At 35.1% G+C, this 15137-nt stretch carries 10 protein-coding genes and 1 other annotated feature; all 10 genes read left to right on the top strand.

Going from position 1 to position 15137, the window contains the following annotated elements:
* Positions 1–46: 46 nt before the first annotated feature.
* Positions 47–925, top strand: coding sequence for a carbohydrate ABC transporter permease (locus CLOLE_RS13005; protein ID WP_013657584.1), 879 nt, complete (start codon positions 47–49; stop codon positions 923–925).
* A gap of 3 nt (positions 926–928) precedes the next feature.
* On the top strand, positions 929–1756 hold the full coding sequence (locus CLOLE_RS13000; protein WP_013657583.1) for a carbohydrate ABC transporter permease: 828 nt from the start codon (positions 929–931) through the stop codon (positions 1754–1756).
* 317 nt (positions 1757–2073) lie between these two features.
* Positions 2074–3312 carry an aminotransferase class I/II-fold pyridoxal phosphate-dependent enzyme gene (locus CLOLE_RS12995; protein ID WP_050794727.1) on the top strand — a complete coding sequence of 413 codons (1239 nt, stop codon included), beginning with the start codon at positions 2074–2076 and terminating at the stop codon, positions 3310–3312.
* Between the two features lie 276 nt (positions 3313–3588).
* Positions 3589–7056: a DNA polymerase III subunit alpha gene (locus tag CLOLE_RS12990; RefSeq protein WP_013657581.1), complete on the top strand. Its 3468-nt coding sequence runs from the start codon at positions 3589–3591 to the stop codon at positions 7054–7056.
* A 171-nt stretch (positions 7057–7227) separates the two neighbouring features.
* Positions 7228–8172, top strand: coding sequence for a 6-phosphofructokinase (gene pfkA / locus CLOLE_RS12985; RefSeq protein ID WP_013657580.1), 945 nt, complete (start codon positions 7228–7230; stop codon positions 8170–8172).
* Positions 8173–8230: 58 nt separating this feature from the next.
* Positions 8231–10000 carry a pyruvate kinase gene (gene pyk / locus CLOLE_RS12980; RefSeq protein WP_013657579.1) on the top strand — a complete coding sequence of 590 codons (1770 nt, stop codon included), beginning with the start codon at positions 8231–8233 and terminating at the stop codon, positions 9998–10000.
* Positions 10001–10151: 151 nt separating this feature from the next.
* A complete protein-coding gene (locus tag CLOLE_RS12975; protein ID WP_013657578.1) occupies positions 10152–11573 on the top strand; it encodes a TrkH family potassium uptake protein in 1422 nt (473 codons plus the stop codon).
* Between the two features lie 15 nt (positions 11574–11588).
* The gene (locus CLOLE_RS12970) at positions 11589–12251 is read left to right on the top strand and encodes a potassium channel family protein (protein WP_013657577.1); all 663 of its coding nucleotides are present in this window, start codon (positions 11589–11591) and stop codon (positions 12249–12251) included.
* Entirely contained in the window at positions 12244–13035 is a 792-nt protein-coding gene (locus tag CLOLE_RS12965; protein ID WP_013657576.1) for a TrmH family RNA methyltransferase, read from the top strand. The genes CLOLE_RS12970 and CLOLE_RS12965 overlap by 8 nt, the downstream gene beginning before the upstream one ends.
* A 116-nt stretch (positions 13036–13151) precedes the next feature.
* Positions 13152–13380 (top strand) — a binding site (T-box leader).
* Between the two features lie 109 nt (positions 13381–13489).
* A complete protein-coding gene (gene asnS, locus CLOLE_RS12960; RefSeq protein ID WP_013657575.1) occupies positions 13490–14881 on the top strand; it encodes an asparagine--tRNA ligase in 1392 nt (463 codons plus the stop codon).
* Positions 14882–15137: the final 256 nt, after the last annotated feature.

Genomic DNA, 15137 nt, shown 5'->3' with positions numbered 1-15137 from the left:
TTGTCTTTCATGAGACAACCCTAAAATTGTAAATAAGGAGGTTCTTATGAAAAGCATTTTATCTGACAAAAAGGCCATTTTTATATTTATGTTTCCTACCCTTTTCATTATGGGAATGATAGTTGTAGTACCTATATTTATATCTGGCTATTATAGTCTTCTAAGTTGGGATGGCATAGGGCAAGGAACTTTCATTGGATTGAAAAATTACAAGGAACTATTATGTGATGGACGTTTTATAAATTCAATTATCAATTCCTTGCTTTTTGCAGGATTATCATTAGTGATTCAGTTGCCATTTTCTCTACTTATTGCTATTGTCATTGCTCAAGGTGTAAAAGGAGAGAAGTTTTATCGAACAGTATACTTTATCCCAGTTATTATATCAACGGTAGTTATCGGGCAGCTTTGGCAGAAGATATATAATGCAGACTATGGCTTATTAAATGCACTGCTTAAATCTATTGGGCTAGGCAGTGTGGCACAAGATTGGTTAGGACAAGAAAAAACAGCATTAATATGTAGTTTTATACCTATTCTTTGGCAATATGTGGGTTATCATATGCTCATTATGTATGCAGGGATTAAAGGCATCTCTACCGAAGTAAATGAAGCGGCTGTTATTGATGGTGCTAATAAAGTTCAAACAGCATGGTATATTACTATTCCATTATTAAAGCCTATTTTAAAAGTATGTATGACTTTCTCCTTAATTGGTGCATTAAAAGTATTTGATTTGATCTACGTTTTAACTAATGGAGGACCTTTTTTCTCAACAGAAGTGCCAAGTATTTATATGTACACCACGATTTTTGATTCTTTCAAGTATGGTTATGGTAGTGCTATTTCTATATTTATTATTGTAGAGTGTTTATTCTTTACTATGTTGCTTAATTTAGCTTTTTACAGAAAAAAGGAGGCATAGAAGATGAAAGAAAAAGCTGGGAAATTTGTCGTGCAAATGGGCCTAATTCTATTTGCGGTGATACAACTCTATCCTTTAGTCTGGTTAGTTTTTTTCTCTCTAAAAGGCAATGGTGAAATATTTGGAGGAAACATAGCAGGTTTGCCAGAGCATTGGAAGTTTGGAAATTATATCAATGCATTTAAACAAGCCAAGGTTTTAGACTACTTTGGTAATAGTGTATGGGTGACATTTATTACTATCTTACTAGTAATTGTCCTATCTGCCATGTCTGCTTATGCTATTGTACGCATGGAATGGAGAGGAAGCCAGGTGGCTATGAAGGTTATTTTACTGGGTATGATGGTTCCTATACATGCAGCACTTTTGCCATTATTTATGGTATTAAAAAAGGCACACCTTTTAAATACTTACTGGGCACTCATTATTCCTTACGTGGCCTTTGGCCTGCCTATGGGAATTTATATTATTAGTAGTTTTTTAGACTCTATTCCCAGGGAGTTAGAAGAAGCAGCAGCTATTGATGGATGTGGTATTTATCGTATTTTTATAAACATCATGTTACCACTCATTAAGCCAGCCTTAGCCACAGTATCTATTTTTACTTATCTGTCAGCATGGAATGAGCTGATGTTTGCAGTAACGTTTGTAAGTAAAAGAGAATTCAAAACAATTACTGTTGGGATTATGTCTATGATAGGCACCTATACAACTAAATGGGGAGAGATAGGAGCGGGCTTAGTGATTGCCACTATTCCTACGGTTTTGATTTATATGTTGCTCAGTGAACAAGTTCAAAAGAGCTTAGTAGCAGGAGCAGTAAAAGGATAAAGAAATGAAATACAAAAATAAATAGATGAGGAATACCATTTTTTTGAATTGAAATTCAAAACCTCCTTCATTTGAAAATTGAGTAAGTGAATTATAAGAACTGAAAAATGGGATAATGTCTACTTAAAGCTGTATAGATGATGAAAATTTATATAAAACAAACAAAGTTTAGAAAAAAGTTTGCAAGATTTTAAGTATTGACTTGCAAAAAACTCAAAACAGTGTATTATATTAGTAGAAATAAATCATCATCAATAGCCTGAGATAAGGGGGATATTAAGTTGTTAGATTTTACAAAGTGTTCAGTAGAACAATTAATGGAAGAAAAGCAATTACTTGAGAAAAAATATGCAGATTATGTGGGACAAAAATTAAAGTTAGATATGTCTAGAGGGAAACCAGCTAGTACACAATTAGACCTTAATAATGATATTTTGTCTACATTAGAAACTTATATAACAGAAGATGGCACTGATGCACGTAACTACGGCGTATTAGACGGTTTGAGTGAAGCTAAAAAATTATTTTCCGAGCTCCTTAATATTGCACCAGCCAATATGATTATTGGGGGCAATTCAAGTCTTAACTTAATGTATGATGCAATGACACGTCTCTTTTTATTTGGTACAGAAGGAGAACGACCATGGTGTCAACTAGATCAGGTTAAATTCCTTTGCCCAAGTCCAGGTTATGATAGACATTTTGCTATTTGTGAAGATTTAGGTATAGAAATGATCACTGTACCTATGCATGAAGATGGTCCAGATATGGATTATATAGAATCACTTGTAAAAGAAGATGCAAGTATTAAAGGGATTTGGTGTGTGCCTCTTTACTCTAATCCACAAGGTATTTGCTACAGTGATGAAGTGGTAGAACGTCTAGCAAGTATGAAGACAGCTGCAAAAGATTTTAGAATCTTCTGGGATAATGCTTACGGTGTTCATCATATTTATGATGAAGTGAAACTAAAAGATATTTTTGAAGCCGCTCGTGCAGCAGGTAATGAAAATCGCGTTTATTATTTCTTCTCTACTTCTAAAATTACTTTTCCAGGTGCAGGCGTAGCTTTAATAGCATCTAGCTTAAGTAATATTGCAGAAATTAAAAAACATATGAGTATTCAAACGATTGGTCATGATAAACTTAATCAACTTCGTACGGTTAATTATTTTAAAAATGCAGAAGGTATTCGTACCCATATGAAGAAGTTAGGCAATGAGTTAAGACCAAAATTTGAGATTGTTTTAAATACATTAGAAAAAGAATTAGCAGGTACAGGACTTTTAAGTTGGACTAAACCACAAGGGGGGTATTTTGTGGCAGTAGATACTTTACCAGGCTGTGCAAAAGAAACCGTTAGACTTGCAAAAGAAGCAGGTGTTGTATTAACAGGTGCAGGTGCAACTTTCCCTTATCAAAATGATCCACAAGATAGAAATATTCGTATTGCACCAACTTATCCTACTGTAGAAGAATTGCAAAAAGCTATGGAGCTCTTCTGTGTATGTGTGAAATTAGCAGGTGTTAATCGATTACTTATAGAAAACCAATGAAGAATTAATAATGAAGAGTGAAGAATTTATAGCTAAAAGAGCACTAAATAATAAAGAACAAGAATAGGGAAATGTTTTAATTAACCATTATTCATTATTGATTTTTCATTCTTCATTATCTTTAGGTTTATAAAACTAAATAGCGATATAATAGCGGGGTAGGTTATAAAACGGAGTAGGTTTTATAACCTACCTCTTTCTTGCTTTTTAGAGCTATATTGCCATTTACATCTATGTTATAATGAGGACAGAAAAGAGAAAGGAGTTAAGTAGGTGATGATAACTAATTTTACCCATCTCCATGTGCATACTGAATATAGTTTATTAGATGGTTCAGCTAAAATTAATGATTTACTGGATCGTGTAAAAGAATTGGGAATGGACAGTGTTGCTATTACAGATCATGGTGTGATGTTTGGTGCAATAGATTTTTACAAAGCAGCGAAACAAAGAGACATTAACCCTATTATTGGATGTGAAGTCTACTTAGCTGCACGTACTCGTTTTGATAAAGAGCCAGTAGATGCTAGATCTTATCATTTGGTTTTACTAGCCGAGAATAATAAAGGCTATCAAAACCTCATCAAAATGGTTTCTAGTGGTTTTATAGAAGGTTTTTACAGAAGACCTCGTATAGATATAGAGCTTCTTCGTGAGCATCATGAAGGGCTTATTGCTTTGGGGGCCTGTCTTGCAGGACCAGTGAGTAGAAGATTATTAAATGATAACTATGAAGAAGCTAAAGCAGCAGCTCTTACCTTAGAAGAGATTATGGGAAAAGGTAACTTCTTTTTAGAAATACAAGACCATGGGATTAAAGATCAACAAAAAGTTAATCAGCTTACACTTCGTTTGGCTGAAGAAACAGGAATACCTATTGTAGCTACTAATGATGTGCATTATATTAAGGATGAAGATGCTAATCCACATGAAGTGCTTCTTTGTATCCAAACAGGGAAGACCATGGAAGATGAAGATCGTATGGTTTACGAAGGTGGACAGTTTTACCTGAAAAGTCCTAGTGAAATGGCTATGCTTTTTCCTTATGCAGAGGAAGCTTTAGAGAATACCAATAAGATAGCACAGCGTTGTCATGTGGACTTTACCTTCCATGAACTGAAATTACCAAAGTTTGATGTACCAGAGGGAAAGACGGCAGAAACATTTTTAAGAGAACGTTGTTATGAGGGTCTTAAAAAACGTTATGAAACCATTACCCCAGAACTTGAGGAACGCTTAGAATATGAGTTGGGCATTATTATTCAAATGGGCTTTGTCGATTATTTCCTTATTGTTGGAGATTTTATTAAATACGCAAAAGATCATGATATTCCAGTAGGACCAGGAAGAGGGTCAGCAGCTGGTAGTATTGTAGCTTATACCTTAGAGATTACCAATATCGATCCTATTAAATATCAATTGCTTTTTGAACGTTTTCTTAATCCAGAACGTGTCAGCATGCCCGATATTGATATTGACTTCTGTTATGAAAGAAGACAAGAGGTCATAGAGTATGTTATTCGTAAGTATGGAGCAGACAGAGTAGCACAAATTGTCACCTTCGGAACTTTGGCAGCAAGAGCTGTTATTAGAGATGTAGGTCGTGCCATTAATATGCCTTATGCAGATGTGGATAAAGTAGCTAAGATGATTCCTAATGAGCTTAAGATTACCATTAAAAAAGCTTTGAATATGAATGATGAGCTAAGAGAGCTATATAATACCAATGAGCAAATTAAGTATTTATTAGATACGTCTATGAAGTTAGAAGGGCTTCCGCGCCATTCTTCTATGCATGCAGCAGGAGTGGTTATCTCCAATAAACCTGTTGTAGAGTATGTACCACTTAATGCCAGCGAAGGTGTTGTAACAACTCAGTATCCTATGACGACACTAGAAGAATTAGGACTTTTAAAAATGGACTTTTTAGGTCTTCGTACTTTAACAGTTATTGATAATGCTGTTAAGTTAGTGAAAAAGAATCACGACATAGATATTGATATTGAAAAAATAGATGATCATGATCCAAAGGTTTATGAACTGATTGCTTCGGGAAATACAGAAGGTATTTTCCAGTTAGAAAGCGCTGGTATGAAGAACTTCATGAAGGAACTGGCACCTACTTGTTTAGAAGATATTATTGCTGGAGTTTCTCTGTATCGTCCAGGACCTATGGATTTTATTCCTAAATATGTACAAGGTAAGAGAGATGCTAATAGTATTACCTATACCCACCCCGCTTTAGAGCCTATTCTAGAAAACACTTATGGTTGTATTGTGTACCAAGAACAGGTTATGCAAATCGTGCGTGATTTGGCGGGGTATAGCCTAGGACGAAGTGACCTTTTAAGACGTGCTATGGGTAAAAAGAAAATTGATGTGATGAATAAAGAACGTGAAATTTTCTTATATGGTGATGGCGATAGTGTACCAGGTTGTGTCAAAAATAATATTCCAGCAGAGATTGGTAATAAGATTTTTGACGAAATGGTAGACTTTGCAAAGTATGCTTTTAATAAATCACATGCAGCGGCGTATGCTGTAGTTGCTTATCAAACAGCGTATTTGAAAACTTATTATAAAGTTGAATTTATGGCAGCGCTTATGACATCGGTTATGGATGTAACCACCAAGATTACTGGTTACATGGAGACTTGTAAGCGAATGGGTATTGAGGTACTATCACCAGATATTAATGAGGGACATGCTTATTTTGATGCCAATGGTGACAAGATTATTTATGGACTAGCTGCTATTAAAAATGTAGGCAAAAATGTGATTGATCGCATTGTAGAAGAGAGGCAGCGAAACGGCCGATTCAAAAGCTTGACAGATTTTTATAATCGTATGGAAAGTAAGGATACTAATAAACGAAGTATTGAAAGTCTTATCTTAGCGGGTGCCTTTGATCATTTAGGCGGTAGACGTAGTCAATATATGGCTGTTTACAAACAAATTGCCAATGGTATTAACTTGAATCGTAAAAACAATATTCAGGGGCAAATAGACTTATTTGGTTTGGGCAGCGAGGAAGTTGTAGAAGATAAGGATCATTTACCGGACATTCCTGAGTTTGATAGTAAAGAGCTATTAAATTATGAAAAGGAAGTCATGGGAATCTATCTCAGTGGGCATCCTTTAGATAAGGTAAGAGGCAGCTTAGAACGTTATATTACTTTAACCAGTGATCAGTTAGCACCCCCAAGTGAGGAAGAAGAAACAGAAGAAGAACAAATTTATGATGGTAAACGTGTAGTAGTAGGTGGTATTCTTATAGAGAAAAAAGTAATCTTTACAAAACAAAATAAAAAAATGGCTTTTTTAACTTTAGAGGATACTAGAGGAGTTATGGAAATAGTAGTCTTCCCTAATTCCTTCGAACAGTTTACTACTTTTCCAGAGGACAGTGTATTTGTCATAAAAGGACGTATTTCTATAAAGGAAGAAACGAGTGCGGTTATATTAGCAGAAGAGATGACTACTTTAGAAATACTCACTAAGCCTAAGGAAGAGGAGTCTTACATCCTTTTAGAACTTGATGCAGACCAAAGAACAAAAGAAGTGAGAGAGGAATTACTGCACATATTCCAAAATTATAAGGGAAAAACTAAAATTATCGTTCAAAATAGCGAGGATGGTGCACAAAAAGCTTTTCCATCTAAATATAATGTACAAATTTGTGACGAGTTTGTAAAAAAAATAACAAATTTATTAGGAAAAGAGCGTGTGACTATTAAGAATTAAGGATAAGGTATTGCTATTTAAACATGTTTTAAGTAAAATAAAAAAGGTTAGTAGCTTTGAAAACAAGTCTTATTTCTTTGTAATAATCAACCGGTTATATACAAGGAAAAAGTGAAAATTAAAACAACCATAAGGGGGTTATTTTATGAGTAAAAAATTAACACAATCGGCGTGTTAACAAGCGGCGGTGATGCACCAGGAATGAATGCTGCCATTCGTTCAGTAGTACGCGTAGCATGTGCACGTGGTATTAAGGTGATGGGTATTAATAAAGGCTATAATGGGTTACTAGCAGGAGATGTAGTAGAATTAACACCAAGAAGTGTATCTGATATTGTACAACGTGGTGGTACAATTCTACAAACAGCACGTTGTCTAGAATTTGTCAAACCTGAAGGTCAAGCACGTGGTGCTGAAATGTGTAAAGTATTTGGTATTGACGGTCTTGTTGTTATTGGTGGAGATGGTTCTTTCCAAGGGGCAGAAAAGCTTGCTAATTTAGGAATCAACACAATCGGTATTCCAGGAACAATTGACCTTGATATTGCTTGTACAGAATATACTATTGGATTTGATACAGCTGTTAATACAGCAATGGATGCTATTAATAAAATTCGTGATACTTCAACTTCACATCAAAGATGTTCTATTGTAGAAGTAATGGGAAGAAATGCAGGTTATATTGCTTTATGGTGTGGTATTAGTTCTGGTGCTGAAATGGTACTTCTTCCAGAAAAAGAACGTTTAACAGATGAACAAATTATCAAACAAATTCTTGAAAATAAACACCATGGCAAAAAGAACTGCTTAATTATTGTAGCTGAAGGTGTAGGCGGCTCTGAAGCACTTGCTAAGAAAGTAGAGCAGGTAACAGGTATCGAAACACGTGCAACCATTTTAGGGCATCTTCAAAGAGGTGGTTCACCAACAGCAGTGGACCGTGTACATGCTTCTATGATGGGTGCAAAAGCAGTAGATTTACTTTGCGAAGGTAAAGCAAAACGAGTAGTTGCTTATGTAAAAGGTGAATATGTGGATTATGACATTAATGAAGCGCTTGCAATGAAGAAAAATATTGACGAATATATGTATAAAGTAAGCGAATTACTTGTATAGTTGTAAAAAAGGATAGTTTTTAACTACATTAATGATGGATAAACCAGGGGAGGCAGCAATGCGCAAAACTAAAATTATTTGTACATTAGGACCTAAGACCAGAGACGTAGACAATATAAGAAAAATCATCGAAACAGGTGCTGATGCGATTCGTATCAATTTTTCACATGATGATCATAAAATTCATGGAGAAACCGTTAAACGTGTTATTAAAGTAAGAGAAGAGCTTGGAAAACCTATTCCTCTTATTCTAGATACTAAAGGTCCAGAAATTAGAACTGGTGTCATGAAAGATGACTTAGACCATAAGTTAAACATTGGAGATAGTTTTACTTTAACAACAGAGGAAATTGAAGGTGACGGCAAGCGTGTAAGTGTGACTTATAAAAATTTGCCTTTTGATTTAAAAAGAGGTAGTCGTATTTTAATTGACGATGGTCTCATTGAACTCCGTGTCAAAAATTTGACGGATACTGACATTGAATGTAGTGTCGTTAATGGTGGTGTATTAGGTTCAAGAAAAGGGGTTAATATTCCTGATGTATTTGTTAATTTACCTGCACTTACAGAAAAAGATATTGCAGACGTAGAGTTTGCACCAAAAGCAGGCTTTGACTATATTGCTGCCTCTTTTATCCGTTGTGCTGCTGATATTATTAAAATTCGTCAAGTGCTAGAAGAAGCAGGCGGAAGTGATATTCAAATTATTGCTAAAATCGAAAATCGAGATGGTGTCAATAACATCGATGAAATCATCGAAGTAGCAGATGCAATCATGGTTGCTAGAGGTGACTTAGGTGTAGAAATTCCTACAGAAGAAGTACCTATCGTGCAAAAAGAACTTATTAAAAAAGCAAATAAAGCAGGTAAACCTGTTATTACAGCAACACAAATGCTAGATTCTATGATTCGTAATCCTAGACCTACAAGAGCAGAAACAACCGACGTAGCTAATGCTATTTTTGATGGTACGAGTGCTATCATGCTTTCAGGAGAAACAGCTAAAGGGGATTATCCTTTAGAAGCTATTCAAACGATGGCTAAGATTGCTATGACAGCAGAAGCTGTTGTAGCGAAACAAGAACAGGAAGCTTTAGTGAGTAAAAACTATGGTATTAGTATGACTAATGCAGTAAGTCATGCAACCTGTAATACTGCTAGAGAATTAGATGCTGCATGTATTATTAGTATTACGAAATCCGGCTATACAGCACGTTCTATTTCTAAATTTAAACCTAACTGTCGTATTGTAGGTTGTACCAATAATCAAAGAGTACTTAGACAGCTTAACTTAGTTTGGGGTTGTACGCCTGTACTGATTACACCTAAAGAAGGGGCTTCTACAGATGAAACTTTTGCATTAGCGGTTCAAAAAGTTGAAGAGCTTAAACTTGCTGAGCAAGGTGATGTAGTGGTTTTATCAACAGGGGTACCATTAGGGGCAGAAGGTACAAGTAATATTATGAAGGTTCAATACGTGGGAAACGTACTTACTAAAGGTGTGGGTTTCGGCAATAAGTCTATCACAGCACGCGCCAGTGTGATTAAAGTATTAGACGAAGCGGATCAATATTTTAAACAAGGAGATATTTTAGTAGCTCATAAAACGAGCAACGAATATTTACCTTATATGAAAAAAGCAAGTGCTATTGTTGTAGAAGAAAGTGCACTTGAAGAAAATAATCATGCCGTAATTGTTGGGAGAACTTTAGATATTCCCGTTATTATTGGGGCTAATGGGATTATAGAAGGACTTAAAAATGCTACTGTTATTACTGTAGATGGTAGAAATGGCTATATCTATAATGGCGTAGTACATAAAGCATAATAAATCAGGGGGCTATCTATAAGATAGTCCCTTGCTGCTTTTAGTGGGTCTTAGGCATAGATGTAATTAAAATGAAGTCAAGGTAGATATTTTTAGAAATATAGTATAAAATAAGTAAAAAGTTCAGTTGCTAGTTTAAGGAGAGAAAGACATGAAACAGAGTGAGGCACCAGGGTTTATTAAGGTAAAGCGAGGCTTTATACAAAGACAGAATCTTCATCCAGCTCAGATTTTGGTAGGTGGCTTTTTGATAGTTATTCTTTTAGGTACTTTGCTATTGTCATTACCTATTAGTGCGGCAAATGGTGAAGCAACGTCTTTGATTGATGCTTTGTTTACCACTACCTCAGCGGTGTGTGTAACGGGTTTAACAGTAGTGAATACGTCTATGCATTGGAGTAGCTTTGGGAAAACGGTTATTTTATTTTGTATTCAGATTGGTGGACTAGGGTTTATGACCTTAGTAAGTATGTTATTTATTGTTTTAGGAAAAAGGATTACCCTTAAAAATAGGCTTATTATGCAAGAAGCGCTTAATTTCAATACAACTGCAGGGATTGTTCGCTTTACTACGCATATTGTAAAAGGAACATTGCTGGTAGAAGGAATAGGTGCATTTTTATTATGCTTTGCATTTATTCCTGACTATGGTTTTATAAAAGGTATTATTTATTCTATTTTCCATTCAATTTCCGCTTTTTGTAATGCGGGCTTTGACTTAATAGGAACCAGGAGTTTAACGCCTTATGTGGGAAATAGTATAGTTAATTTAGTTATTATGTCACTGATTGTAGTAGGTGGACTTGGATTTAGTGTATGGATTGATACGTATAAAATGATTCGAGGAAAATTAAAAGCGCCTAAGCATTTTAAGTGGAAACAAGCGTTTAACAAAATGTCTGTGCATACTAGATTAGTATGGATTTTAACGATAAGCTTACTTTTGATTGGATTTATTGTGATATTTGTTTTAGAATATAAAAATCCAGGAACCTTAGGGCCTTTAACTTTTAAAGAAAAGATATATGCGGCTATGTTCCAATCTGTTTCACCCCGTACAGCTGGTTTTAATACGGTGGATTTGGCTAGTTTAACAGACACTTCAAAACTAGTGACAATATTGCTCATGTTTATTGGTGGTTCACCTGCTGGTACAGCAGGAGGGATCAAAACAGTTACTGTAGGGGTACTGATGTTATGTGCCATTTCAACCATTAGAGGTAATGAACAAACAACTGTTTTTAAAAGAAGAATACCTCTTCAAATTATTACACGTGCATTAACAATTATTATGATTTCTATTATGGTTGTATTTACTGTTGTAGGCATATTAAGTTTATCTGAAAACTTTACTTTTATGGAAATTCTTTTTGAAACCATATCGGCGTTTGCCACTGTTGGTACGACCTTAGGCATTACACCATTATTAAGTATAACAGGAAAGATTACGATTATTATCGTTATGTTTATTGGAAGATTAGGACCAATTACAATGGCTATGGCCCTTATGGTAAGACAAAGTAAAAATAAAGGAAACATTCAATATCCAGAAGAAAAGGTTATGGTTGGATAATAGAGGAGGATTATTGTGAAAGCAAAACAATTTGTGGTGTTTGGACTAGGGAGATTTGGGAGTAGTCTAGCGACTACACTAGCAGATGCGGGCTACGAAGTAATGGGTGTAGACAGATGTGAAGAAAAGGTGCAAGATATTTCACCTGTAGTCACGCAGGCAGTACAAGCAGAGGTGACAGACATTGATACCCTACGTTCATTAGGCATTCGTAATTTCGATGTGGCTATTGTAGCAATTGGTAAAGATATGCAATCTAGTATAATGACTACTTTGCTTTTAAAAGAAATGGGTATTCCTTATGTTGTGGCTAAAGCAAGTACGGAAATTCATCAAAGAGTACTAGAGAAAATAGGAGCAGATCGTATTATTTTGCCTGAGAGAGATATGGGTAAACGTATTGCTACCAATCTTATAGCTGGTAATATTATTGATTATATTCAGCTTTCACGTGATTATAGTATTATGGAAATCTCTATTTTACCACAATGGAGAGGTCACAGTATTAAAGAAGTTAATATCCGTGCTAAATATGGTATTAATATTATTGCAGTTGAAAGAGGCGGGGATATTAATGTAACCCCTGGACCAGATTACATTTTAGAAGAAAATGATTTATTGGTAGTAGTGGGTAATAATAAATCTATTCAAGAATTGGAAGCTAAAAGGCATGAATAAAAAGCAAATAACAAGTCCTCAAAATAATGTGATTAAAAACATAAAGGAATTACAAAAAAAGAAAAGCGCACGTAAGTCAGAAGGTTTATTTGTTATTGAAGGTATACGTGGGGTAAAAGAAATTCCTAGTCATGTTAAAATCAAATATCTTATTACAACGTCTGAAGTAGATGAAAAAGAATTAGGAGCAGTAAAGGCAGAGGAAAGGCTAGAGGTGTCTAAAGAGATTTATAATAGTATAAGTGATACCCAATCTCCTCAAGGTGCTATGGCAGTTGCTTATATGCCAACCTATGATTTAGTACACTTCAATATTGAAGCAGGCCATTATTTAGTACTAGAAAATTTACAAGATCCAGGAAATTTAGGAACCATTATTAGAACAGCACATGCCTTTGATTTTAAAGGGGTATTCATTACCAAAGGTTCTGTAGACCTTTATAGTCCCAAAGTAGTACGATCTACAATGAGTTCGTTATTTCATGTACCTATTGTAATAGAAGAAGAGATAGATACTTATATGGATTTCTTAAAACAAAAAGGTGTTACTTTATATACAACAGCGCTCATACCTGGTGCAAAACCTATTTATGATGTTACTTTTGAGGAAAAGGTAGCAATCATTATTGGCAATGAAGGTAATGGCGTTTCTGAACGTGTAAAAGAAGCAAGTGATCATACAGTGATTATTCCTATGCCAGGAGCAGCTGAATCTTTAAACGCAGCGATAGCAACAAGCATTTGTATGTATGAAATAACAAGACAATGTCAAAAGGGCGATTGAATAGATCATCGGTCATTATTATATCTCTGATATGGGAAAATTTTAAACATGTTTTTTATAAAAGCTAGAACTTGACAAACAACTAGAAACTTCATATAATGTTAAGCAGTTAAATAGTTATAACGATGAAAAGAAGAGTAGCCATTAAGATGACTTTCAGAGAGCTAGCGGTAGGTGGAAGCTAGTAGAATCTAATGCGTGAAGAACCTCTTGGAGTTGCTAATCGAAAATGCTACGGGCAATGAGTAGGCTTAGCCGGGTAAAGACCGATATATCTTTTTGAGGTGAATTACCTTTTGGTAATTAACTAGGGTGGTAACGCGGAGTACAAGCTTCGTCCCTTTGAAGAGGGACGAAGCTTTTTTGTTATATCCATACACATAGTTTTGGAGTAAAGCCATAGGCTTACTATGTGATTAGAGTAGAAGAGTTTAAAATAAGGAGGCATAGCATCATGCAAACAACATCTATCAGAACACTGTATCAGCGTACTAGTGAGGTACAACCAACCAACTTAACAGTGGCAGGCTGGGTAAGAACTGTAAGAGACTCAAAAACTTTTGGGTTTATCGAGGTGAATGACGGAACTTTCTTTAAATCACTTCAAATTGTATTCGAGGACACACTGGAAAACTTTAAAGAAGTGGCTAAACTAGGAGTAGGAGCAGCCATTATCGTTACAGGTGATCTTGTGATGACACCTAACCAAAAGCAACCCTTTGAGCTAAAAGCAACACAGATAGTAATAGAAGGTGAATGCCCACCTGAATATCCACTTCAAAAGAAAAGACATTCTTTTGAGTACCTGAGACAAATTGCTTATCTTAGACCACGTACAAATACCTTTGGTGCTGTTTTTAGAGTACGTTCTTTAGCAGCTTATGCTATTCATAAGTTTTTCCAAGAAAGAAGCTTTGTATATGCACATACACCACTGATTACAGCAAGTGACTGTGAAGGTGCTGGAGAAATGTTTAGAGTAACAACTTTAGATCCAGTGCATCCTCCTAAAACAGAAAATGGTGAAGTAGATTTTAAAGAAGATTTCTTTGGTAAAATGGCTAGTCTTACAGTATCAGGTCAGCTTTCCGCAGAGACATTTGCTATGGCGTTTAGAGATGTTTATACTTTTGGGCCAACTTTTAGAGCAGAAAAATCTAATACACCAAGACATGCTGCAGAGTTTTGGATGATTGAACCAGAAATTGCTTTTGCAGATCTTGAAGACGATATGCGTTTAGCAGAAGATATGGTGAAATTTGTTATTAATTATGTACTTGAAAATGCAAAAGAGGAAATGGCGTTCTTTAATCAATTTGTTGACAAAGGTATTTTAGAAAGACTTCAAGGTGTAGCATCAGCTGACTTTGGACGTGTAACTTATACAGAAGCTGTTCAAATTTTAGAAAAATGTGGTAAAAAGTTCGAATATCCAGTTTATTGGGGATGTGATCTTCAAACAGAACATGAACGTTATTTAACAGAAGAACACTTTAAAAAGCCAGTATTTGTTACTAATTATCCAAAAGAAATTAAAGCATTCTATATGAGAATGAATGAAGATGGTAAAACTGTAGCGGCTATGGATCTTTTAGTACCAGGTATTGGGGAACTTATTGGTGGTAGCCAAAGGGAAGAAAGATTAGAGGTTCTTTTAGAGCGTATGGCAGAGCTTGGTCTTAAAGAAGAAGATTACTGGTGGTACTTAGATTTAAGAAGATTTGGTGGTACACGTCATGCAGGATTTGGTTTAGGGTTTGAACGTTTAATTATGTATTTAACAGGAATGACTAATATTAGAGACGTTATCCCATTCCCAAGAACGACTGGTCAAGCAGAATTTTAATTGTTATTAAGGAGTTAAGCGATGGCTTAATTCCTTTTTACATGAGGGTTGTAATAGAATGTTCAATTGTAGAGAATCAATTGGATATGGATGGTAGCACTTTGATTTTTGAAAAGAAATAGTTAAGATAAAGAGCTTGTAAGCAACAGTAAATTTGTTGACTTACGAGCTTTTTTATTGTTCAAGTGTTGGTTAAATATTTTGATAAAGTAGGATTTTTTTAGCATTTATTGGTATAATAGACTTATCATATAAT

This window comes from Cellulosilyticum lentocellum DSM 5427, from assembly GCF_000178835.2.
Classification (GTDB): Bacteria; Bacillota; Clostridia; order Lachnospirales; family Cellulosilyticaceae; genus Cellulosilyticum; species Cellulosilyticum lentocellum.
The sequence above is the reverse complement of the archived record's forward strand: the minus strand, read 5'-3'. Positions and strand labels throughout refer to the sequence as shown.

Excerpts from the sequence above, each read along its gene's own strand:
- CLOLE_RS13005 (WP_013657584.1), top strand. The coding sequence starts at position 47 with ATGAAAAGCATTTTATCTGACAAAAAGGCCATTTTTATATTTATGTTT.
- CLOLE_RS13000 (WP_013657583.1), top strand. The coding sequence starts at position 929 with ATGAAAGAAAAAGCTGGGAAATTTGTCGTGCAAATGGGCCTAATTCTA.
- CLOLE_RS12995 (WP_050794727.1), top strand. The coding sequence starts at position 2,074 with ATGGAAGAAAAGCAATTACTTGAGAAAAAATATGCAGATTATGTGGGA.
- CLOLE_RS12990 (WP_013657581.1), top strand. The coding sequence starts at position 3,589 with ATGATAACTAATTTTACCCATCTCCATGTGCATACTGAATATAGTTTA.
- pyk (WP_013657579.1), top strand. The coding sequence starts at position 8,231 with ATGCGCAAAACTAAAATTATTTGTACATTAGGACCTAAGACCAGAGAC.
- CLOLE_RS12975 (WP_013657578.1), top strand. The coding sequence starts at position 10,152 with ATGAAACAGAGTGAGGCACCAGGGTTTATTAAGGTAAAGCGAGGCTTT.
- CLOLE_RS12965 (WP_013657576.1), top strand. The coding sequence starts at position 12,244 with ATGAATAAAAAGCAAATAACAAGTCCTCAAAATAATGTGATTAAAAAC.
- asnS (WP_013657575.1), top strand. The coding sequence starts at position 13,490 with ATGCAAACAACATCTATCAGAACACTGTATCAGCGTACTAGTGAGGTA.